At 37.6% G+C, this 21,014-nt stretch carries 24 protein-coding genes; 12 read left to right on the top strand and 12 right to left on the bottom strand.

Going from position 1 to position 21,014, the window contains the following annotated elements:
- The first annotated feature begins 41 nt into the window (after positions 1-41).
- The 4 genes from A7A78_RS13300 to A7A78_RS13285 all read left to right on the top strand — a co-directional run bounded on the left by A7A78_RS13300 (position 42) and on the right by A7A78_RS13285 (position 4,241).
- Positions 42-2,081, top strand: coding sequence for a TonB-dependent receptor plug domain-containing protein (locus A7A78_RS13300; protein WP_242649282.1), 2,040 nt, complete (start codon positions 42-44; stop codon positions 2,079-2,081).
- 13 nt (positions 2,082-2,094) lie between these two features.
- Positions 2,095-2,949: a FixH family protein gene (locus A7A78_RS13295; protein WP_068762958.1), complete on the top strand. Its 855-nt coding sequence runs from the start codon at positions 2,095-2,097 to the stop codon at positions 2,947-2,949.
- A gap of 145 nt (positions 2,950-3,094) precedes the next feature.
- Positions 3,095-3,394, top strand: a complete 300-nt coding sequence (hpf, locus tag A7A78_RS13290; RefSeq protein ID WP_068762957.1) for a ribosome hibernation-promoting factor, HPF/YfiA family — start codon at positions 3,095-3,097, stop codon at positions 3,392-3,394.
- Positions 3,395-3,404: 10 nt separating this feature from the next.
- Positions 3,405-4,241: a universal stress protein gene (locus A7A78_RS13285; protein WP_068762956.1), complete on the top strand. Its 837-nt coding sequence runs from the start codon at positions 3,405-3,407 to the stop codon at positions 4,239-4,241.
- Between the two features lie 91 nt (positions 4,242-4,332).
- On the opposite strand, the gene trxA is transcribed toward A7A78_RS13285, so the two are convergent.
- From trxA to A7A78_RS13270, 3 genes are all read right to left on the bottom strand, one after another.
- On the bottom strand, positions 4,333-4,635 hold the full coding sequence (trxA, locus tag A7A78_RS13280) for a thioredoxin (protein WP_068762955.1): 303 nt from the start codon (positions 4,633-4,635) through the stop codon (positions 4,333-4,335).
- A 93-nt stretch (positions 4,636-4,728) separates the two neighbouring features.
- Positions 4,729-5,589, bottom strand: coding sequence for an RsiV family protein (locus A7A78_RS13275; RefSeq protein ID WP_068762954.1), 861 nt, complete (start codon positions 5,587-5,589; stop codon positions 4,729-4,731).
- Positions 5,590-5,656: 67 nt separating this feature from the next.
- Positions 5,657-6,064 (bottom strand): hypothetical protein, encoded by a 408-nt coding sequence (locus tag A7A78_RS13270; protein WP_068762953.1) that lies wholly within the window; start codon positions 6,062-6,064, stop codon positions 5,657-5,659.
- A gap of 110 nt (positions 6,065-6,174) precedes the next feature.
- Between A7A78_RS13270 and A7A78_RS13265 the strand changes: the two genes are divergently transcribed.
- The 3 genes from A7A78_RS13265 to A7A78_RS13255 all read left to right on the top strand — a co-directional run bounded on the left by A7A78_RS13265 (position 6,175) and on the right by A7A78_RS13255 (position 9,396).
- Positions 6,175-7,410, top strand: a complete 1,236-nt coding sequence (locus tag A7A78_RS13265; protein WP_068762952.1) for a sensor histidine kinase — start codon at positions 6,175-6,177, stop codon at positions 7,408-7,410.
- Position 7,411: 1 nt separating this feature from the next.
- Positions 7,412-8,464 (top strand): response regulator, encoded by a 1,053-nt coding sequence (locus tag A7A78_RS13260; protein WP_068762951.1) that lies wholly within the window; start codon positions 7,412-7,414, stop codon positions 8,462-8,464.
- A gap of 92 nt (positions 8,465-8,556) precedes the next feature.
- Entirely contained in the window at positions 8,557-9,396 is an 840-nt protein-coding gene (locus A7A78_RS13255; protein WP_068762950.1) for a universal stress protein, read from the top strand.
- A 74-nt stretch (positions 9,397-9,470) separates the two neighbouring features.
- On the opposite strand, the gene A7A78_RS13250 is transcribed toward A7A78_RS13255, so the two are convergent.
- Positions 9,471-9,695: a hypothetical protein gene (locus tag A7A78_RS13250; RefSeq protein WP_068762949.1), complete on the bottom strand. Its 225-nt coding sequence runs from the start codon at positions 9,693-9,695 to the stop codon at positions 9,471-9,473.
- 142 nt (positions 9,696-9,837) lie between these two features.
- On the opposite strand from A7A78_RS13250, the gene A7A78_RS13245 reads away from it, so the two are divergent.
- From A7A78_RS13245 to A7A78_RS13225, 5 genes are read left to right on the top strand one after another with little or no spacing between them, the layout of a single operon-like run.
- Positions 9,838-10,683, top strand: a complete 846-nt coding sequence (locus A7A78_RS13245; RefSeq protein ID WP_068762948.1) for a universal stress protein — start codon at positions 9,838-9,840, stop codon at positions 10,681-10,683.
- 21 nt (positions 10,684-10,704) lie between these two features.
- The gene (locus A7A78_RS13240) at positions 10,705-11,553 is read left to right on the top strand and encodes a universal stress protein (protein WP_068762947.1); all 849 of its coding nucleotides are present in this window, start codon (positions 10,705-10,707) and stop codon (positions 11,551-11,553) included.
- 27 nt (positions 11,554-11,580) lie between these two features.
- Entirely contained in the window at positions 11,581-12,432 is an 852-nt protein-coding gene (locus tag A7A78_RS13235) for a universal stress protein (RefSeq protein ID WP_068762946.1), read from the top strand.
- 4 nt (positions 12,433-12,436) lie between these two features.
- Complete coding sequence (locus tag A7A78_RS13230; protein ID WP_068762945.1) at positions 12,437-13,282, top strand: ATP cone domain-containing protein; 846 nt, start codon at positions 12,437-12,439, stop codon at positions 13,280-13,282.
- Positions 13,270-14,640, top strand: a complete 1,371-nt coding sequence (locus A7A78_RS13225; protein WP_068762944.1) for an MBL fold metallo-hydrolase RNA specificity domain-containing protein — start codon at positions 13,270-13,272, stop codon at positions 14,638-14,640. The genes A7A78_RS13230 and A7A78_RS13225 overlap by 13 nt, the downstream gene beginning before the upstream one ends.
- A gap of 6 nt (positions 14,641-14,646) precedes the next feature.
- Here A7A78_RS13225 and A7A78_RS13220 read toward each other — a convergent pair whose 3' ends face one another.
- From A7A78_RS13220 to A7A78_RS13185, 8 genes are read right to left on the bottom strand one after another with little or no spacing between them, the layout of a single operon-like run.
- On the bottom strand, positions 14,647-15,768 hold the full coding sequence (locus A7A78_RS13220) for an ABC transporter permease (protein WP_068762943.1): 1,122 nt from the start codon (positions 15,766-15,768) through the stop codon (positions 14,647-14,649).
- A complete protein-coding gene (locus A7A78_RS13215; RefSeq protein WP_068762942.1) occupies positions 15,768-16,874 on the bottom strand; it encodes an ABC transporter permease in 1,107 nt (368 codons plus the stop codon). The genes A7A78_RS13220 and A7A78_RS13215 overlap by 1 nt, the downstream gene beginning before the upstream one ends.
- 48 nt (positions 16,875-16,922) lie before the next feature.
- Positions 16,923-17,699: an ABC transporter ATP-binding protein gene (locus tag A7A78_RS13210; RefSeq protein WP_068762941.1), complete on the bottom strand. Its 777-nt coding sequence runs from the start codon at positions 17,697-17,699 to the stop codon at positions 16,923-16,925.
- The gene (locus A7A78_RS13205) at positions 17,699-18,601 is read right to left on the bottom strand and encodes an ABC transporter ATP-binding protein (RefSeq protein WP_068762940.1); all 903 of its coding nucleotides are present in this window, start codon (positions 18,599-18,601) and stop codon (positions 17,699-17,701) included. Before A7A78_RS13205 ends, A7A78_RS13210 begins: the two co-directional genes overlap by 1 nt.
- The gene (locus tag A7A78_RS13200; RefSeq protein ID WP_068762939.1) at positions 18,602-19,060 is read right to left on the bottom strand and encodes an OsmC family protein; all 459 of its coding nucleotides are present in this window, start codon (positions 19,058-19,060) and stop codon (positions 18,602-18,604) included.
- A 15-nt stretch (positions 19,061-19,075) separates the two neighbouring features.
- The gene (locus A7A78_RS13195) at positions 19,076-19,576 is read right to left on the bottom strand and encodes a hypothetical protein (protein WP_068762938.1); all 501 of its coding nucleotides are present in this window, start codon (positions 19,574-19,576) and stop codon (positions 19,076-19,078) included.
- A 19-nt stretch (positions 19,577-19,595) separates the two neighbouring features.
- Positions 19,596-19,994 carry a VOC family protein gene (locus tag A7A78_RS13190; RefSeq protein ID WP_068762937.1) on the bottom strand — a complete coding sequence of 133 codons (399 nt, stop codon included), beginning with the start codon at positions 19,992-19,994 and terminating at the stop codon, positions 19,596-19,598.
- A gap of 26 nt (positions 19,995-20,020) precedes the next feature.
- Positions 20,021-20,905, bottom strand: a complete 885-nt coding sequence (locus A7A78_RS13185) for an HlyD family secretion protein (RefSeq protein WP_068762936.1) — start codon at positions 20,903-20,905, stop codon at positions 20,021-20,023.
- Positions 20,906-21,014 lie beyond the last annotated feature (109 nt).

Below are 21,014 nucleotides of genomic sequence, written 5' to 3'. Positions count from 1 at the left end.
CAACGTGACAATTCTTATTAAACTATCAAAACTATCATAAAATGAAAGCATTTATAAGTGTATTTCCTTCACGGGGAATACTTATGGGCTGCCTTTGGTGTGCACTGTTTTGCGGTACTTTTATGTCGCAATTGTATGCACAGGAAACGCCTGCGGATAGCTTGAAATTGATTCATCTTAACGAGGTGATCGTAATTTCGGCTGGCAAGCAATTGGATCATCAAAAGCAGCGAAAACCGTTGTCAACTCTAGACGAGTTTTTGGAATCATCGCTCAGCATCAATATGGTGAAACGCGGCGCCTACGCTTGGGAACCAACCATGAACGATATGGCTTCGGAACGTTTGGCGGTAACCATTGACGGTATGCAGGTTTTTGGCGCCTGTACCGATAAAATGGACCCGATAACATCTTATGTTGACGTGTCAAATCTTTCGGAAGCGCAAATTGGTTCAAGTCAGCAAGGTGCAGCTTTTGGAAATACAATTGGTGGTGGCATCAACCTAAAACTGGACAAAAGCAATTTTAAACCAACTGGCTGGAACGGTTCAGTGGAAAGCGCTTTTGAAAGCAATAACCTGATGCGTGTGTTTGGTGGTGAGCTGAACTATTCTGATGAAAAATTCTATTTGAACACTGACGGAATCTATCGAAAAGCAGATAATTATAAAGCCGGCGGCGATAGAGAAGTGTTCTTTTCTCAATTTGAAAAATATAATTTCTCTGTCAATTCTGGATATAAATTGGCTGCCGACAAATCCATTTCTGCCACTTTAATTTATGACGAAGCGAACGATGTGGGCTATCCAGCATTGACGATGGATGTTTCCTTGGCGCGCGCGGTGATTAGCTCGGTGAGTTTTAATCAGGATACTTTGCTTGGTAATTTCACCAATTGGGAATCTAAACTGTATTACAATAACATAAAACACGTAATGGACGATACCAAGCGCCCAGACGTGCCGATACACATGGATATGCCGGGTTGGAGCGAAACGGCTGGTTTTTATACGCAAGCCAATTTCAATAAAGAAAAGAATCATTTCTTCTTAAAATTAGATGGGTTTTACAACAAGAGTTATGCGGAAATGACGATGTACCCGGCTGACAGTAACGAGCCGTTGATGTTTATGTTGACGTGGCCAGATGTGCGGACAAAGGATGTTGGATTTTATGCCGAAGACCATATTGCTTTTGAAAAAGCTTCACTGAAACTTTCCACACGTTTGGCGTACCATTCAAACACGGTTGCGGATGATTTTGGGTTGAACAGTTTAAAAATCTTTTACCCAGAAATGGATCGTACAAATACCCGTTTTCTGAAAAGCTTTTCAGCACAATACCACAAAATGGTGAATGATTTTCACTTTAATGGTGGTGTTTCCTACGGCGAACGGGCGCCTTCGGTTTCGGAAGGGTATGGGTTTTATTTGTTCAATAGTTTTGATAACCACGATTACATTGGCGATCCAGACTTAAATACGGAAAGCTCTGCAGACGCCAATATTTCCGTGACCTATAAAAAACCAACTTTTGAAATTACTGCCGCTGCAAATTATTTCCACATTTTCAATTATATAATTGGTGTGGTGGATAATTCGCTGAGCACGATGACCATTGGCGCTGATGGGGTGAAGATTTATACCAATCTGGAGTATGCGCAGCTTTTCAATGCAACGCTTACGGGAAAGTATAGTATTTCCAATGCCTTTAAATTAACGGGTAATATTTCCTATCACCGTGGAATTGACGACGAAGGTGAAAACCTGCCATTAATAAGTCCCATTTCATACAGAAGCGCCCTCGATTTTTATAAAAATCAATTTTCAGCATCGCTATCCGTTGATGGCGCTGGAGAGCAAACCAATTTCAATCCTACTTATGGCGAAACCAAAAGTGCTGCTTATGCAACGCTTTCGGCGAGTTTCGGGAAGCGATTTTTCATCAATGAAAATGATCTTTTTGTAAAAGCTGGAATTGAAAACATTCTAGACACTTATTACTCTACCTATACAGATTGGAACAACATTCCACGGATGGGCAGAAATTTTTATTTAACAATTTCTTATTCAATCAATTAATAAAACTATAATTATGAAAACATTAAAATATATTTTCGCAATCCTAATTCTGTCAGTTTCATTTGTAAGTTGTTCCGATGACAATGATGAAACCCCAATGGAACCAAACCCAGTAGAAGGTTTGAATAAAATTTATGAATTTCCATCCGCAGACCATTCCGTAGAAATCTATTCAGAAAAGACTGCTTTGGAAGTAGGCTACAATGAAATTTCAATCAGAATAAAAGACATGGCTAGCGACAAATACGTTACCAATGCTGCTGCAACCTGGATGCCGATGATGCATATGGAAACAATGGAACATTCGGCACCGCACAGTATGTTGAGCAATACGGAAAGCAATTCGGTTTATAAAGGCTATATTGTTTTTCAAATGCCAGGAAATGATACAGAATATTGGGATGTAACGCTCAATTATAACTTGAACGGACAAGCAATGACCGAAACCCACCGCGTTTCTGTAACACAACCAGCAGACGGACTGAATAAAGTGCAGGTGTTTATGGGAAGTGATGACAATAGATATGTTTTGGCATACGTAAATCCTAAAACACCACAAGTTGCCATCAATGATTTTCAGGCTGTGCTTTACAAAATGGAGAATATGATGAGTTTTCCCGTGGTTGAAAACTATAAAATCACGGTTGACCCAAGAATGCCTGGAATGGGCAACCACAGTTCGCCAAACAATGAGGATTTAACCTTTAATCCCACAACAAAAATGTATAACGGGAAATTGTCTTTAACTATGACTGGTTACTGGAAAGTAAATCTAAAACTGTTAAACCAAAGCGGCGAAGTATTAAAAGGCGAAGACGTTACGGAGTCCAATCCAGAAAGTAGTCTTTACTTTGAACTGGAATTTTAAATATTGTTGTTTTTTATTGTTTCTGAAAACGCCTGCGAAAGTGGGCGTTTTTGTTTTAAAGGTAACTGTATTTATATGACTTTGGTCATTTTAAATGCTCTTAATAAGAGCTATATTTGAAAAATAGAAACCAATTCAGGAAATTATGACTATAAACATTCAATACGTGAAAATGCCTACCAGTGAAGCGATGAACGAGTTCGTTGGAAAAAAACTCAAAAAGCTGGGTGAAAAATATGAATGGCTAATTAGAGCCGATGTAAGTTTTAAGCTTGAAAACAATAATTATGGCAAAGGCAATATTTGCGAAATAGAACTTAGTCTGCCAGGACCAAAAATCTTCGCTACTTCAACAAAGGAGAGTTTTGAGGCAGCCGCAAAAGAAACCATTTCAGATATTGAAAAACAGCTAAAAAAACGAAAAGCAAAATTCACAACCCATTAAACTCAAAATCATGAAAAAAATATTAGTTCCCGTAGATTTTTCCAACCATTCAGAATATGCGCTGGAAGTTGCAGCAAACATCGCAAAAAAGCAAAATGCTGAAATAGTAGCGCTGCACATGATGGGGCTTAGCGACGCTGTTGTAACGCGCGATGAAAGCAAAGAGGTTTTTGAGGCTATGTACTATATGAAATTGGCTGAAAAGCGTTTTGCTGAATTTCTGGACAAAGACTATTTGGAAGGAATTAAGGTAACGGATGCCGTGCACAATTATAAAATTTTTAGTGAATTGAACGATGTTGCCCGCGAGTTTGAAGCAGATTTAATTGTAATGGGGTCTCACGGAAGTTCTGGTTTAAAAGAGGTCTTCGTTGGAAGCAATACTGAAAAAGTAGTGCGCACTTCTGATATACCAGTTTTGGTAATAAAACACCGCCACGAAAATTTCAATCCTGAAATTGGCGTATTTGCTTGCGATTTTCTGGAAAATTCAATTGGCCCATACAAGCGCGCGCAAAAGCTATTTGATACTTTAGGAATAAATATGCAAATGCTTTACGTGAATCTTGCAGGCGATTTCCGCAGCACCCGAGAAATTGAAAAACGAATTCTCAGCTTTTTGAAAGATGCCGGAGAACCGAATCCACTTGAAACCTTAAACAAAGTGATCCAATACAATGAATATTCTGTGGAAGCTGGCATTTTCGGTTATAGCCAAGTGAGCAATGCAGATATTATCGCTTTGCCAACCCAAGGCCGTCAAGGCTTGGCGCACTTTTTCTCCGGAAGTATCGGCGAAGATGTGGTAAACCATTCAGATTTGCCAGTGATGACTTTTAAAGTATAGTTAATTGCTATCGACAACAATTAACACCGAAAAGCAGGAATTTCAATTTTGAGTTCCTGCTTTTTTTATGGGAAATAGGGAAGAATTTACTTTAAATGCTATGTTGATTTATAATATTTACCAAATCATTTTTCTGAAGCACACCGCTCTGTCGCCAAAGCTGTTTTCCGTTTTTAAAGAGAATCATTGTAGGGACCCCGCGCACTTGATACTGCGCCGCTAACGGTTGATTTTTATCGACGTCTATTTTTACAATTTTTACTTTATCTCCCATTTCATCCTTTACTTGTTTCAGTATGGGAGCAAGCATTTTACAAGGGCCGCACCAATCTGCAAAAAAATCGATCAGTACGGGCGTTTCAGAATTTATTATGTCTTTAAAATTACTTTTCATAAGAACGGTTGTCGGTTGTCAGTTTTCGGTTTTCGGTTTTAAACTTTCTTCTTTCTTCTTTCGTCTTTATTCTTTTTTCTTTTTTCTAAGAAATTAACCAATCAAAAGGTTCTTTTTATATTTTCTTAAAACGGGCATCAGCATTTCCAAGGGAATTTGGATGGAATAAGTTCCCGTATAGGATGGGCAGATTACGCAGTCGTCAAAATAGAACTCCACCACATCGTCATTTATCACAAAATTATTTTTGGCATCGAAGAAATCATCTTCGGAAATAGCCCAACAATCGTAATACATTTCGCCGGAATTTATTTTTTCCTTTAAAAGATCGTTTAAGATTTTGCGAAGTTCTTCTTCAGAACCATTATTAAAAAAATCCTCATAATTCATAAAAACCGCTCTTTCCAAATCAAAGTTTAAACAATCAAAAGTATAGGCAGCATGCGCTGCGCCGGTGTAGTGGTTTTCTTTGTAAAAAAGCACACTTATAAGTCTATCGTTAAGGTTGTAGATTTTATAATCTACCATTCGCTTTTCGTTCTGCTTTGGAATTCCCAAGGAGTCGCATAATCTTTTTTCTTCCAAAATCTGCTTTTCCACGCCTTTGGCATCCAGATAATATTTGCTTATATATTCATTAAAATTTTCAAATTGGGGTTTTATTTTTTCGTTGAGGTACGGATATTTAAAATCCAAAGTGTACCAATCACCTTCTTTCAAAAATGATTTTGAGATCAATAGGTTTTCCATCTCAACCTTTGAATCTTTTTTCTCTATGAGTTCCTGCCGTTTTAGGTTTAGGGTTTTTTGTTGCATTTCCAGATTTCTGTCAGAAACGCGCAAGGAATCTACAATTTCCTCTGAATTGGTTTCCTTTTCAATCTCACTCTTTTTCGAGTCGTTTTTGCAGGCGATACATGTGAAAAGTATCAGAATTGGCAGAAAAATTTTCATGGGTGGGGTTTTAATTTATAAAAATAGGGAAACAATTGAGACGATAAAAAGAAGACTTTTTAAAAAATTACGATTCTTCCAAAAGCATTTTCAGCTTTGCCAGTATAATCAGTTCGTTTTTGTTTTTTCCCGAAAAGGCATTTGCAATCGCGTTTGCGGTTTTCCAAATAAGTTTCTTTCGCTCTTCTGTGAAGAGCTTTTGGTTTTCCTTTTTATAATCCGCAAAACTTTCAAAGCAGTCATTGGCGTCCAGCTGTTCATAATCAAACCAGTCAAAAACCACTTCAATTTGGTATGCAGCATCGGTGTGGAAACCATCCTCATAATCATCAAGATCTTTCCATTGTTCGGCAACGTTTCTTTTTAAAGCTTCATATTCCGCTTTTCGCACCACATTATCTGCCGCCGCAATGGAATAGAAAAGCTCTCCCATTTTCTGGTAAAACAGGAGTTGGGGTTTATCTATAGTTCCCATAATTCTTTGGTTTTTTTATTTCTAATGCTGTAAAACTAAAGGGTTTTTACGTGAAATTTTATGACATAAATCAGTTCGTGAAAACTGTTTAAAATCCTTACTTTTGGGGGATGAAGGTTTTTGAGGAAAAAAAAGGAAATATTTTCAGAATTCTTTCCGAAGCCATATCGGAAGGTATCGTTATTGTTAATGAAAAGCAGGAAATTGTTACTTCTAACGACGCCGCGGGCAAAATGTTTGGCTATAAGCCGGAAGAGCTTTTGGGGAAAAACCTGGGTATTTTAATTCCGAAGGAATACAGGAATAGCCATCCCAAACAAGTTGAAGGTTTTTTGGAAAAGAGTGACCCGCGCCAAATGGGTCATGGCCGAGATCTTTACGGACTTCGAAAAGATGGCAGCACCTTTCCGGTGGAAGCCGGTCTAAACCCTTTTGAAATTTACGGCAGTAAATATGTGATGGCTTTGGTAACGGATATTTCCGTTCGTAAAAGTCAGGAATTGCAAATTTTGGAGCTGAATACCGAACTGGAGCAAAAAATTGAAGAACGTACAAAAGCCCTAAAGGAAACGGTGCGCGAGCTTAAAGCTGAAGTTTTGAAAAGAATGGAAGCAGAGCATAAAATAAAGGAATCCTTAAGAAAGGAACGCGAGCTGAATGAGTTGAAAACAAAATTCCTTTCCTTGGTTTCACACGAATTTAAAACTCCTTTGAGCGGGATTCTTACTTCCGCCACCTTATTGGGAAAATATACCCAAGAAGAGCAGCAGGACAAGCGCGAAAAACACATAAAAACCATTCAGAATAAAGTGAAATATCTCAACAATATTCTGAATGATTTTCTATCCATAGAACGTCTTGAATCTGGCAAGGCAACTTATAAATTTGACACCTTTCCTTTAAGTAAAGTTGTGAATGAAGTTATTTATAACGCCAATATGCTGTTGAAGGATGGGCAAAAAATTAATTACCCCAACAATATTGATGATATAATCGTGAATTTTGATGAAAAAATTCTGGAACTCTCGCTTACCAATCTCATAAACAATGCAGTGAAATATTCGCCAGAATTTACAACTATTGATGTTGATGTGGAGCAAAAAAATAACAGGCTCAGCATTAAAATAATTGATGAAGGAATGGGCATTCCCGAGAAAGAGCAAAAATTTATTTTCAACAGATATTTTAGGGCTGAAAATGCGTTACTGGACCAAGGAACAGGCATAGGCCTAAACATTGTAAAAAGCCATTTGGAAAATGTGGGCGGCAGCATTTCCTTTAAAAGTGAAGAAAACAAGGGAAGCACGTTTACTATTTCATTCCCAACAAAAAACAATACAAATTAAAATGAAGACAATACTCCTTATTGAAGACGATACCGCATTAAGAGAAAACACGGCAGAACTTTTGGAGCTTTCGGGCTACAAAGTTATCACTGCTCCAAATGGTAAAATTGGGATTGATAAAGCTAAACAGGAAATTCCAAATGTTATTATTTGTGATATTATGATGCCCGAAATTGATGGTTATGGCGTATTGGAAGCTATGGCTTCTGGAGAAACCACCCAGCATATTCCTTTTATATTTCTTTCGGCAAAAACCGAGCATAAAGAAATTCGTAAAGGGATGGATATGGGCGCAGATGATTACCTGACCAAGCCTTTTGATGAACAGGAATTAATCAGTGCGGTAGAAAGCCGTTTGGCAAAGGCAACTATTTTGGCAATGCGTGAGCAGAGTTCAGCTTCCGGGATCGATGAAAATGATGAAAATCCGCAAAACCTAAACCAACTAAAAAACTTTTTTTGTGATGAAGGCGTTGTAAATACATTTAAAAAAGGAGAACATATTTATAAAAACGGTGATCATTCCAATAGTTTATTCCTGCTTTTAAAAGGCGTTGTAAAAACCCACACCATGGATGCCAATGCCAAGGAATTGATAACGGGACTCTATAAAGCCGATGATTTTTTAGGATTCACTTCTTTTGAAGACAACATTCCCTACAACGAAACTGCAACTGCGGTGGAAGAAACCGAAATTGTGGGTATTTCAAAAAAATATGTGAAGGATATTTTAAAGAAAAGTCAGGATGTTTCTTTGGAATTGATGAATTTGCTTACAGATAATCTTTCTGAAATAAAGCTACAATTAGTAAAGATGGCGTACAGCTCCGTTCGGAAAAAAACGGCCAGCACGATTCTTCAATTTGTTGAGATAATGAACAAAATGCCTCAGGCTCCGCTTCGCATTTCCCGAAACGATTTGGCCACAACCGCTGGCATAGCAACGGAAAGCTTGATAAGAACACTTTCTGATTTTAAAAAAGACGGTCTCATTGAAATTGAAGGGCGCGATATTCGCATTATTGATTTGGAAAGTTTGCGGAATATTGAATAATCTCCACTGCATTTATTTTTTCCGTTAAACTGATTTTTATCATTTTCTGAACCGACCCATACAGATATTTTTGTCGGTAAGATTATGTTATAATGAAGAATGTTTTAATCCCGACAGATTTCTCTGAGAATTCACACAATGCCTTGCGGTATGCGTTGGATTATTTTGCGGATATTCCCGTGAATTTTTATATTCTTCATGTTTCGCTTAAAACTCCACATTACCAAGACGAAGAACCCGAAGGTTTTTTTGAGGAATTTGCAGAAAACCACACTATACATAGCCCAGGCGCACTTTTAAAAGAAGAACTGAAAACCTGCAGGTTACTTGCTAAGAATCCAAATCATGTTTTTTATCCGTTGCATGAAAATATATTGTTGGTGGAAGCGATCAGAAAATATGTTTCCGAAAAGGAAATCCATTATATTTTAATGGGAACCAAAGGATCTTCAAAAATGAACCGTAACGAAATTGGCAGCAATACCAGTGAAGTAATTACAAAAGTGAAATGTCCCGTATTGGTAATTCCTGAGCACGCGAAATTTACTAAAATTAAAAATGTGGCGTTCCCCACAGACTATAATTGCATGTATAAAAACCGTGTAATTAATACCATTTATGAAACCTTGAAACTACAAAAAGCCGCGTTGCGAATTCTAAATATAAAATCCACTAATCACGAATTTACCCATACACAGATGGAAAACAAAGGATTTCTTCAGGATTTTTTAAAGGAAACCAAGCACAGTTTCCATTTTTTGGAAAGCAAAAACATTGAGGCTGGAATACAGGAATTTGTGGAAACTTGGGAAATAGATATGATTGCCATGGTTGCAAAAAACCTGAATTTTATACAGCGATTGCTCTTCCGTCCAACCGTGAAATCAATTAGTTACCACACTAAAATTCCTTTTTTGGTGCTTCATGAATAGTGGTCAATGCTCAGTAATCTGCATTCAGTTGTGCGTTGCAGTATTTGTTACTTAAAACTTGACCAATTTTTAAATTATTCCTCTCGGCCAATGGGGTGGTCTTCATAAAAATCCTTAAAGGTTTTGGTTGTGGTATAATTGTCTTTTAAAACCTTAAAGACCGTAAATATTAAAAATGCTTGACCCAAAACGGTCAAATAGAATATCCAATTGAACGGAAAATCCAAAGCTGTAAAAAGGAAAACTGTTAGCAACAAAAAGGTTGTTGCGATTAAAAAATTTATGGCTGAAAATTTCATGATTTTTTATTTCAATTTACAAAATTTTGCGCGTTGATATTCTTAACTATTCCTTAAATGTCAATGGGTTAGCTGATATTTATCATACTTTTTTTGAAGTGGAATGGTTAACTTTACATATCGAATTTTATAAGAATATGCCATGCGAAAAGTTTTAATCCCAATTGATTTCTCTGAAAATTCAATGAACGCAATAAAGTATGCCACAGAGCTTTTTAAATATGACCGTTCTGAAATTTATTTGCTTCACGCCTTTTCTGAATCGGTCTATGAAGATAAAGCTCGACTGGCTGATTCGGTTTTTGAGGAATTGCAGCAAAAAGCACTTCAAAAAGCGAAAGATAATTTGGAGGAAACAGAGAAGCAAATCCTCAGTTTTTCACCAAACCCGAAACACAATATACACACCATTGCAGAATTTGGTTTGCTGGTAGATTCAGTAAATGACTGGGTGGAAAAAGAAAATATAGATGTGGTGGTTATGGGCACTAAAGGCGAAACTGCCGATAAAAAGATAACCTTCGGCAGCAACACGCTTCAGGTAATTAAATATGTAAAATGTCCCGTACATGCTATTCCGGCAGTTTATGGCGATGTGCATCCAAAGAATATATTGTTTCCCACAGATTATCAATTGCCATACAAACGCCGTGAATTAAAATTGGTGAGCAGTATTGCAAAATGCTTTGTTTCCAAAGTTGATTTCCTTTACGTTTCAAAATTTCCTTCACTTTCTTTGCGGCAGCAGGATAACAAGAAATTTTTGGAAGCTTCCTTCTGTGATAACCAAATCAATTTCCATCAAAAGAGCGGTACAAATGTTACTAAAGCCATCAATACTTTTATAATTGAAAATCCCATTGATATGCTGGTGATGGTCAATACGCGCCATTCTTATCTGGAAAACATACTATATCAATCCACCATTGAAAAAATAGGATTGAAAATAGATATTCCTTTTTTAGTACTTCAAAATCTACCTAGATAAAACTTTTAAAAATTATTGAAAATGAAAAAAATACTTGTTCCCACAGATTTCTCAAAAAACGCTTATGCAGCATTGTTTTACGTTACAAAACTTTTTAGTGATGAAGCATTGCAAATTACAATTCTACATTCCTTTGGTGAAGAAGTAGGTAAGCTAACAAGCCGTGTGGATATTGGCCGTTCCGAAAATATAATTGAAAAATTGTACCGTCAATCTGATGAAGACGGCAAACAATTGGTGCATCAAATTACGCTAGATTCTCCCAAGGTAGCACACAGTTTCGAAGTCATTTCCACGCCTGCAACTTTGTCGAAAACCATCAATAAACTAGTTTCTACCGAAGGCATAGATTTAGTGGTTATGGGTAGCAAGGGACGCACGGGAGCCGAAGAAGTTCTAGTGGGGAGCACCACGGTTAAAATCACAAAAACGCTGGAAGGTTGTCCGCTACTTATAGTTCCGCGCGAGGTAGATTTTGTTATTCCAACAAACATCGCTTTTGCCACAGATTTTAATGATTTTTTCCAACTTTCAAAATTGCGTCCTATAGTTCGATTGGTGCGCCAGTATAATTCAAACCTGCATATTGTTCACGTAGGTACCGAAGAAGGGCTGGATTTCAAACAAAAACAAAATTTGGAACAGTATAAAAATGATCTTACGGAATATGATACAGATTTTCACTTCATCCCCAAAAAAGACAGTGTTTCAAAATCACTTCACAATTTTATAGATACTAAAGGAATAGACCTTTTGGCATTAGTTTACCACAAAAATGCATTTTTAAAACAACTCTTCCGAGAGCCCGTGGTTAGTAGGGTAGGGAAGCATACTCACGTTCCAACCTTGGTTATTCCAATAAAAAGTTAGAAGTAATAATTTAAAAAATTAAAAATTATGAAAAAGCGAATATTAATTCCCACAGATTTTTCCAAAAATGCTTGGAACGCTATCAAGTATGCGGTAGAACTGTATAAAAGAGAATATTGCGAATTTTATATTCTTCATACCTATTTTCATTCGGGTTTTTCCAATGACAATTTGCTTATTCCAAAACCTACCGAGGCAGCACTCGGAATAATGCAGACTGTTGCGGAAAAAGATATGCAAAAGTTGAAGTTGCTGATGGGCTATTGTGAGGAAAATGAAAACCATAGCTTTCAGTATATAAATGAATTTGGGCAATTCTTCGATGTTTTAAAAAAGACAATTGAAAAGGAAGATATTGAACTCATTATCATGGGTACCCGTGGAGAAACCGATAACAAGGATTTTATTTTTGGAAGCAATGCCGTGAATGTGATGGAAAAAATGCGCAATTGTCCTGTGATGGCAATTCCCGGGAATGTAATCTACAAAGACCCGAACGAGATTGTTTTTCCCACCAGTTTTAAAACCCATTACAAACAAAAGGAGTTAAAAACCCTTATTGAAATGGCAAAATTAACCAATGCTCCCATCCGAATACTGCATATTCACAAGGGTAAGCCATTAAGTAAAGAGCAAGCGGAAAATAGAATATTATTGGAAAGTATTCTTGATTCGGTAAAATATACCCATCATCAGTTATACGATGTGGATTTACAAACTGGCGTACGCTGTTTTGTGCAAAGTAGGGAAAGTGAAATGATTGCTATCGTCAATAAGAAACACCATTTATTTGGAAGTGTTTTTTCCAACCCGATGGTCAAAGAACTCGGCAAACACAGTAATGTGCCACTTTTGGCAATGCACGATTTAAGAAATTGAGCAAATGGCAAAAAACCTTCCGGATATTGAAGTAATTAAGCATTCTGGCCAAAAGGCGAAATTTTCAATTGAAAAATTGAAAACTTCATTGCGAAAAAGTGGCGCGGAAGAAGCATTGGTCAATGAAATTGCTAATCACGTTCGTGATGAACTTTATCAAGGTATTTCAACTAAAGAAATTTACAATCGTGCTTTTGCGCTTCTCAAAAAAAAGAAAAAGGGATATGCTTCAAAATATAAGTTGAAGAAAGCAATTTATGAGCTCGGGCCCACAGGTTTTCCTTTTGAAAAATTTGTTGGAGCAATCCTTTTTTACAGTGGTTATGAAGTAAAAATAGGGCAATTTTTACAGGGAAAATGCGTAACCCACGAAGTAGATGTGGTTGCACATAAAAACGGACAGTATATTGTGGCTGAGTGTAAATTCCATAGTGATGAGGGGCGTAATTGTGATGTAAAAGTTCCACTCTATATACATTCCCGCTATCGTGATATTCTAAATTTTTACGGCGATAGTAATAAAGGTGAAAAACCAAATGAAGGTTGGGTAGTTACCAATACCCGTTTTACCGAAGATGCTATAAAATATGGGGAATGTATTGGCCTCCACCTTTTAAGCTGGGATCTTCCGAAAGATAACGGTATCAAGGATCGCATAGACCGATTGGGGCTCTATCCTGTAACCGTTTCCACTCTGTTAAGTCAGCGGGAAAAGCAGTTTTTGCTCAGTCGCGATGTCGTGCTTTGCAAACAATTGATAGATGATCATTTCTATTTGGACCATTTGGGAATTTCAGAAAAAAGAAAAGAGAGAATATTAAGTGAGATTGAACAATTATGCAAAAAATAAAAATCCATTTCCTCGGTGCAGCTGGAACCGTAACGGGTTCCAAATATTTAATTGAAACTCCCGAAAAGAACATTTTGATAGACTGCGGAATGTTTCAAGGTTTAAAGGAACTGCGTGAAAAAAACTGGGAATATCTTCCAATTGATGTTTCAGAAATAGATGTGGTTTTGTTGACGCACGGACATTTGGATCATACAGGTTATTTGCCGCGATTAGTAAAACAGGGTTTTCGCGGAAAAATTATTGGAACTGCACCAACGCTTGCAATTACAAAAATAATTTTGTTGGACAGTGCAAAAATCCACGAGGAGGAAGCTGAAAAAGCAAATGAAGAAGGCTATTCAAAACACAAACCCGCCGAACCGTTTTACAACGTTGAAGAAGCAGAGTTTACGCTAGGTTTTTTCCACGCTGAAGAAAAGGACAAATGGATTCAACTTTCAGAAAATATAAAATATCGGTTTAGGTATAACGGACATATTATCGGCGCCACTTTTATAGAACTTGAAATTTTCGGAAAAATCTTTGTGTTTTCGGGAGATATTGGGAGAGAACACGATTTGCTACTTTCTCCACCCGAAAAACCGGAGTGGGCAGATTATCTTTTTATGGAAAGTACCTACGGAAACAAACTCCATCCACAGGAAAGTGTTTCAGATAAATTGGTGGAGCTTATCAATAAAACCATCCACAATCGTGGCAATTTGATAATTCCATCCTTTGCGGTGGAGCGTTTACAAACTTTGATGTTTTTGCTTTGGAAGCTGTACGATGAAAACCGAATCCCAAACATCCCAATTTTTATTGATAGCCCGATGGGCAATAATGTGCTTTCGGTGTTTCAAAATTTTCCGGATTGGCACAAACTACCTATGAAGGATTTTAACGCAATGAACAATCGGATGAACATAATCACTTCCTATAAGGAAACTTGGGAAACCATAGATAACCCACAGCCAAAAGTGGTTATTGCGGGTAGCGGAATGGTTACTGGCGGAAGGGTTTTGACATATTTGAAGCAAATGATTGACAAGTCAAACACCACCGTTTTATTGGTTGGCTATCAAGCTGAAGGAACTCGCGGCCGACAACTTTTGGAAGGAGCTTACGAGTTAAAATTCTTCGGAAAATACTATCCCGTAAAAGCTGAAGTCCATCATATTGAAAGCCTTTCCGCCCATGCAGATCAGCAGGGACTTTTGGATTGGACGAGCAATATAAAAAATATACCCGAAGAAGTATTTCTAATTCACGGCGAGCCTACAGCGCAAGATGCTTTTCGGGTGAAATTGCGTGATACCTATGGATGGAATGTAACCATTCCGAAATTGTATGAGATAAAGGAAATTATGGTTTAGCGGTTTTCAATTCACTTTTTTATAGCTCCAAACCGCCAAACCGTTCATTATAATTGCATATAGCAACGTTTTCCAAAGTTGTGGTAAAATATCCATAAAACCGGAGCCTTTTAGCATTACCATTCGTACAATTTCTACAAAATATTTTATTGGGTTGAATTCGGTAATTAGCTGTGCCCACTTAGGCATACTTTCTATTGGCGTAAACAAGCCACTCATCAGAATAAAAATGACAATAAAAAACCAGGAGATGAACATTGCCTGTTGCTGGGTATCTGTGAAATTCGAAATCAGCAGCCCCATTCCGAGAATTACTAAAATATAAATAGAGGTGAAGCCATAAAGAAGAATAATATTGCCTATCATCGGAATATTAAAAATTACTTTTGCGAGAATCAATCCTATGGTTAAAAGTCCCATTCCTATTACCCAAAATGGAAATAATTTCCCGATAATAAATTGGCTTTTACGAATGGGCGTTACGTTTATTTGTTCCAAAGTGCCTATTTCTTTTTCCCGAACAATATTCATCCCAGAGAGAAATAGGGTTATCATGGTTACCAACAAAACTAAAATACCGGGCACCATAAAGGTTTTATAATCCAAAGTTGTATTATACCAAAAGGAAGGGATGCTCTCAATGGTGACGGGCTGTGCAATTTTATTGGATGTATTCCTAAAATTCATTTTTACATCTTTATTAAAACTTTGCACAATTTGGTTTACATAAACACTTTCCACACCAGCCGCCGCACCGTCAATCGCATTAATAGTGATGGATAAATCGGTGGTTTTTTCTTTTAGTAGCTTTTTTTCAAATTGATGTGGTATTTCCAGCACCACGTCAACTTCTCCAGCTAGCATTGCTGAACTTGCTTTTTCTTGTGAAGGAAAATCGGTTAAAACATCGAAATAGGTTGAAGCGTTGAACTTTTCAATTAAAGAGCGGGAAGTTGAAGTGTGATCGTTATCAATGTATGCGAATTTTATGTTTTTTACTTCATAGGTTGCCGCATTGGAGAGAATGACGAGCTGCAAAATCGGAAGGATAAAAATTATAGGCAACATCCCTTTATTTCTAAAGATTTGTTTGAATTCCTTTTGTATTATGTAGCCGATGGTCTTCATTATTCCAACCGGATTTTATATTTTTTCACACTTAGCCCAATAAAGAAAAGCGTCATTCCAATCAAAATCAACGTTTCTTTCCAGATAAAAGCCATTCCGACGCCTTTCAGCATTATCCCTTTTATAATGATGATAAACCATTTTGCGGGAATTATGTTACTGATTATTTGTAGTGGAACGGGCATACTCGATATTGGAAAAATAAACCCGGAAAGTAATATTACCGGTAGCATCAAACCCATTAAGGAAATCATCATTGCGGCCTGTTGTGTTTCTGCGATGGTTGAGATTAAAATTCCCAATGCCAAGGATGTGATTATGAATAAAACACTTTCCAACCCCAACAGAAGCAAACTTCCTTGGACTGGCATCTTAAATATAAAAATGCTCAAAACAACTATTACGATAGCATTTATAACAGATAGAAAAATATAGGGAACCACTTTCCCGATAATAACCTGAAAAGGTTTTAAGGGTGAAACTAGCAGAATTTCCATTGTGCCCAATTCCTTTTCGCGGGTGATGGAGATTGAAGTCATCATTGCCGAAACCAACATTAAAATAATCGTCATTACGCCGGGCACGAACATAAAAACACTTTTAAGTTCTGTGTTATAAACCATCCGCGTTTGGGGAATGATTTGATAGTCTATTTGAATGCTTTTATTTTCTGACTGCTGATAATTCTGAAGTATGGAATTTACGTAATTGGTTATCGAATTTGCGGTATTTGGGTCGGTGGCGTCAGTTATTATTTGAATGGTAGCTTTTCGTTCTTTGATTATATTTTTGCTGAAATCTTTTTCAAAATTCAGCACTGCTTTTATTTTTCCTTTTTTAAAAGCGGGTTCAATTTCCGCTTCGTTAGCGATCATTTGTTTTATGGTGAAGTATTTTGAAGCTGAAATTTTATTGATAATTTCTTCGGTTGAAGCATCTTTTGAGTGATCCAAAATAGCGATATCTACATTATTGATTTCATTGGTAATGGCAAATCCGAAAAGTAATATCTGGGCAATGGGCATCCCAAAAAGTATAAACAATGACCGCCTATCCCGAAAGATATGGTAGAATTCCTTTTTTATAAAACCTATAAATCGTTTCATTTTCCCCTCTAACTCCCCAAAGGGGAGAACTTATTTCATTGTTAATTTTTAATTGCGATCGATATTTTCTCCATTTCCTTTGGGAAGGGTCGGGGATGGGATTCTCGCCAATTTCAAAAACACATCGTTCATAGAATCAACCCTAAATTGCTCTTTCAATTTCTTTGGTGTGTCCAAAGCTTCTATTTTTCCTTCCACCATTATGGAAACTTTATCACAATATTCCGCTTCATCCATATAATGTGTTGTTACGAAAATAGTGGTGCCTTGATTGGCTGCTTTATAAATCATTTCCCAAAACTGTCTTCGGGTTATTGGGTCAACGCCGCCCGTGGGTTCATCCAAAAAAACAATTTTTGGTTCGTGTAAAAGTGAAACCGAAAAGGATAGTTTTTGTTTCCAGCCCAAAGGCAAGGAGCCAACCAATTTGTTGCTGATGTTTTCCAAACCCAATTCTGAAACTAATTCTTCCCTTTTCTCCTTAATTTTTTTCCTGGATAAACCGTAAATTCCTCCAAAAAAAGTAATATTTTCTTTTACGGTTAAATCATCATAGAGTGCGAATTTCTGGCTCATGTAGCCTATGTTTCTCTTTATTGATTCAGTTTGGGAATACACATCAAATCCTGCAACTTTCGCAGTTCCCGATGAAGGTTTGGAAATACCTATCAACATTTTCATAGCCGTAGTTTTTCCAGCGCCATTCGCTCCCAAAAACCCAAAGATTTCACCTTTTTTAACTTCAAAACTGATTGCATTTACAGCTGTAAAATCACCAAATGTTTTGGTTAATTGATTGACTTCTATTACATTTTCTTCTTTCATTACCGCGCCAATTCCATAAAGGCATCCTCGATGTTCGGTTTTGCCGTTTCAATGCTGATATCCGCCAGGCCCTCTTTTTCCAGATAGGATTGCAGATCGGCCATTTCAAATGAATCCCTTTTGTCAGTGTAGTGCACAAATTCGCCAAACGGAAAGACGCTATATACGTGCTCGTATTGCTGCAGCGATTGTATCAATTTGTACATATTATCTGCGCCCACATTGTAAATGGTTTTGGGGAATTCGCTTACAATGGCGTCGGGTGTGTCGATTTCCAAAATCTCGCCGCCCTGTATCAAGGCAATCCTATCGCATAATGCCGCTTCGTCCATATATGGAGTTGAAACCAAAATGGTAATCCCTTTTTTCTGTAAACGTTTCAACATTTCCCAAAATTCCTTTCGCGAAACGGGATCTACGCCGGTCGTGGGTTCGTCCAAAAAAAGTACTTTCGGTTTGTGGATCAAAGCGCAGGAAAGGGCGAGTTTTTGCTTCATCCCGCCAGAAAGTTTCCCTGCACGTCGGTTTTTGAAAGGTTCAATTTGAACGTAAATATCTTCAATCAAATCGTAATTTTCTTCTATGGTTGTTCCGAAAATAGTGGCGAAAAAAGTTAAGTTTTCTTCTACCGTTAAATCTTGATAAAGCGAAAACCGTCCTGGCATATAGCCTACGGAATTACGGATTGCTTTATAATCCTTAACAACATCAAATCCGGCAATGGTGGCCCTGCCTTCATCGGCAATTAACAGCGTGGTCAAAATCCTGAAAATGGTGGTTTTCCCAGCGCCATCGGGGCCAATGAGGCCAAAGAGTTCACCCGGATTCACATCAAATGAAATATCCTGAACCGCTTTCACCTTTTTATAGGATTTGCTGATATTGCTGAGGGAAATACTCATTTAAGCCTCTATTTTGATCGTAACCTCCATTGTAACCTTCGATTTTATTGAATTTGAAATCAAACAAGCCGCTTCAGATTTTTGGAGGATGCGTTCTGCGCGTTCCCGATCCTTTTCATCTTTGATGGTTACAGTGGGTTGTAGAATTACTTCCGTCATTAAATATTTGCCATCTACTTTTTCCAAAATGCCTTTTGATTTGCAGCTGAATCCTGTGAAATCCAGTTTAGAGTTTTCTGCAATCGCCAAAAAAGTAGTCATTAAGCAACTGCTAACTGCTGCTGTAAAAAGATGTTCGGGCGACCAAATATTAGGCATTCCCTTTGGAAATTCCGGCGGGGTGGCAACTTCAATACAATTTGCTGAATGCGCGTCGCCTTCTTTCAATTCTGGTGAGCACATCATTCCCTTTCGGTCTTGGCGCCAAGTGATATCTACGTTATAATTATGTTTTTCCATGATTTTGAATTTTATTTATTGAAAGTAATTGTAATAACCTTCCAGGTTTTCCTTGATGCTTGCTAAAATTTCAGCGCCTTCATCTGTAGTTGATATTTTTCCCAGAGCCTCTATTTTTTCAATAAGTGGATGTAAAAAAACATGCAGGTTGTCGTGCGAAGGACCTTCCATAGTACATTTTTTAACTACTACATTTTTATTGTCGTTCAGTTTTGAAGCAAGCGCGTGATAATCTTCCACGGTTTTGGGGGCGCTGGATTTTACCAAATTGAGCATTTTGTCCACCCCTTCAGTTGTTTCCAGATTGGCTTGCCATTTGTTGCCGTTGTCCAGTTGTATTTCGTTTACCCAAGCATTGTTCATCGTGTGGGTTTCGGCTGCCATTTCTTCCATTTCATGCTCATGAATTCCTTCAGTGGTTTCAACGATGTCGTTGTTTTCGGTTTTGTGCTTTGTTTCGTCACAGCCTATTAATAAAGCGGAAACGATTGCTGTTGTCAAGATTGTTTTTTTCATAATGTAAAATGTTAGGGGTTTATAGTTTAGAGTTTATTGTTGTTTTTGCAAAAGCTATGATATGGCCGTCAGGATCGGCGATATATCCCACAATGTCGCCCCAATCGCGAGCTTGTAATTCACTAATGTTCTTTCCGCCCGATTGAATGCCGCATTCCAAATAATCGGCGGGATTTGTCACTTTTAAATATAACTCGCAACGCGGGATGCCGTTTGCAATTTTGGGATGGGGCATCGCTGGACAAATAATATTCGAGATGCCACTTTCGGGCATCAACCCAAGTTTTACGGTTTTTGAAAGGTGGAACTCTGTCATGCCCGGCACATTCAAAGTAGGAGTTAAATCAAGCAATTTTCCATAAAATTTAGTACTCCGCACTTGCTCTGAAACATATAATATAAATTCAACTGTTTCCATATTTTTTTTGTTTTTTTTCCTACTGACTACTGAGAAATCCACATTTCCGCAGGCATACCAATTTTCAGGCTTCCGTCGTTTTTAACTATGATTTTTACGGCATAAACAAGGTTCACACGTTCTTCTTTGGTTTGAATTATTTTTGGAGTGAATTCTGCCGAAGCCGAAATCCAACTTATGGTTCCGGTATAATCTTTCATTGCTTCTCCAGAATCGATTTTTACGGTTACTTCCTGCCCAATTTTGATGTTCGGAAGCTGAGTTTCGCTTACGTAAACACGCAGCGTCATTTCTTCCAAATCGGCAATTTTGTATAGCGGTTTTCCAAAGGAGACAATCTCGCCCGGCTCGGCATATTTGGTCAAAACCGTTCCATTTATTGGGTTTGTAATTTTACTGTTTTCAATCTGTTCTTCAATTTGAGCAACCTTTGCACCGATGGATTTTACCTCGTTAACGATAGGTGAATTTTGGGTTTCCACATTTTGAATTTGTTTTTTCAAAACGTCCACTTGACTGTTGGCTTGATCCAATTGGCGCTGGGTGGCAGCATTTTCATTGAACATATTTTGAATGCGTTGTTGCTCCGTTTTTGCGGTTTGCAATTGTTGGTTCAAAACACTCACTTGCGACCAAACGCCGCCCGATTTTGAAGCAGCCGTTTCCTTTGAGGCAAGCAATTGCTGCTTGTTCAAATAAAGTTGAAGGGTATCTACGAGTCCGACGACTGTTCCTTTTTCCAAAATTTGTCCTTCCTCCAGATTCAAAAATTCCAACTTTCCCTTTGCTTCGGAAGAAATTGTGATTTCAGTGGCTTCAAAATTGCCGTAACCATCGGCTTTTTCACCGTTGGAACAGGAAGAAAGAAATCCAATTAGGATTGCTGTTATAATAATATTTGATTTTTTCATGTGAATTTTATTATTGTCTATTCGAGCCCTTCGGCATCGCTCAGGATAAACTAAAGTCGACAACTTCAACTTTTATTTATTTTATTGAGGTCTCGACTGCGCTCGACCT

Origin of the sequence: Aequorivita soesokkakensis, assembly GCF_001641085.1 — a bacterium.
Lineage (GTDB): Bacteria > Bacteroidota > Bacteroidia > Flavobacteriales > Flavobacteriaceae > Aequorivita > Aequorivita soesokkakensis.
The sequence above is the reverse complement of the archived record's forward strand: the minus strand, read 5'-3'. Positions and strand labels throughout refer to the sequence as shown.

Coding starts and splice junctions, on each gene's coding strand:
- A7A78_RS13195 (WP_068762938.1), bottom strand. CDS start 19,576: ATGAAAAAAACAATCTTGACAACAGCAATCGTTTCCGCTTTATTAATA.
- A7A78_RS13225 (WP_068762944.1), top strand. CDS start 13,270: ATGCAAAAAATAAAAATCCATTTCCTCGGTGCAGCTGGAACCGTAACG.
- A7A78_RS13190 (WP_068762937.1), bottom strand. CDS start 19,994: ATGGAAACAGTTGAATTTATATTATATGTTTCAGAGCAAGTGCGGAGT.
- A7A78_RS13220 (WP_068762943.1), bottom strand. CDS start 15,768: ATGAAGACCATCGGCTACATAATACAAAAGGAATTCAAACAAATCTTT.
- A7A78_RS13250 (WP_068762949.1), bottom strand. CDS start 9,695: ATGAAATTTTCAGCCATAAATTTTTTAATCGCAACAACCTTTTTGTTG.
- A7A78_RS13295 (WP_068762958.1), top strand. CDS start 2,095: ATGAAAACATTAAAATATATTTTCGCAATCCTAATTCTGTCAGTTTCA.
- A7A78_RS13275 (WP_068762954.1), bottom strand. CDS start 5,589: ATGAAAATTTTTCTGCCAATTCTGATACTTTTCACATGTATCGCCTGC.
- trxA (WP_068762955.1), bottom strand. CDS start 4,635: ATGAAAAGTAATTTTAAAGACATAATAAATTCTGAAACGCCCGTACTG.
- A7A78_RS13255 (WP_068762950.1), top strand. CDS start 8,557: ATGAAGAATGTTTTAATCCCGACAGATTTCTCTGAGAATTCACACAAT.
- A7A78_RS13265 (WP_068762952.1), top strand. CDS start 6,175: ATGAAGGTTTTTGAGGAAAAAAAAGGAAATATTTTCAGAATTCTTTCC.
- A7A78_RS13215 (WP_068762942.1), bottom strand. CDS start 16,874: ATGAAACGATTTATAGGTTTTATAAAAAAGGAATTCTACCATATCTTT.
- A7A78_RS13200 (WP_068762939.1), bottom strand. CDS start 19,060: ATGGAAAAACATAATTATAACGTAGATATCACTTGGCGCCAAGACCGA.
- A7A78_RS13210 (WP_068762941.1), bottom strand. CDS start 17,699: ATGAAAGAAGAAAATGTAATAGAAGTCAATCAATTAACCAAAACATTT.
- A7A78_RS13185 (WP_068762936.1), bottom strand. CDS start 20,905: ATGAAAAAATCAAATATTATTATAACAGCAATCCTAATTGGATTTCTT.
- A7A78_RS13285 (WP_068762956.1), top strand. CDS start 3,405: ATGAAAAAAATATTAGTTCCCGTAGATTTTTCCAACCATTCAGAATAT.
- A7A78_RS13270 (WP_068762953.1), bottom strand. CDS start 6,064: ATGGGAACTATAGATAAACCCCAACTCCTGTTTTACCAGAAAATGGGA.
- hpf (WP_068762957.1), top strand. CDS start 3,095: ATGACTATAAACATTCAATACGTGAAAATGCCTACCAGTGAAGCGATG.
- A7A78_RS13205 (WP_068762940.1), bottom strand. CDS start 18,601: ATGAGTATTTCCCTCAGCAATATCAGCAAATCCTATAAAAAGGTGAAA.
- A7A78_RS13235 (WP_068762946.1), top strand. CDS start 11,581: ATGAAAAAGCGAATATTAATTCCCACAGATTTTTCCAAAAATGCTTGG.
- A7A78_RS13240 (WP_068762947.1), top strand. CDS start 10,705: ATGAAAAAAATACTTGTTCCCACAGATTTCTCAAAAAACGCTTATGCA.
- A7A78_RS13260 (WP_068762951.1), top strand. CDS start 7,412: ATGAAGACAATACTCCTTATTGAAGACGATACCGCATTAAGAGAAAAC.
- A7A78_RS13300 (WP_242649282.1), top strand. CDS start 42: ATGAAAGCATTTATAAGTGTATTTCCTTCACGGGGAATACTTATGGGC.
- A7A78_RS13245 (WP_068762948.1), top strand. CDS start 9,838: ATGCGAAAAGTTTTAATCCCAATTGATTTCTCTGAAAATTCAATGAAC.
- A7A78_RS13230 (WP_068762945.1), top strand. CDS start 12,437: ATGGCAAAAAACCTTCCGGATATTGAAGTAATTAAGCATTCTGGCCAA.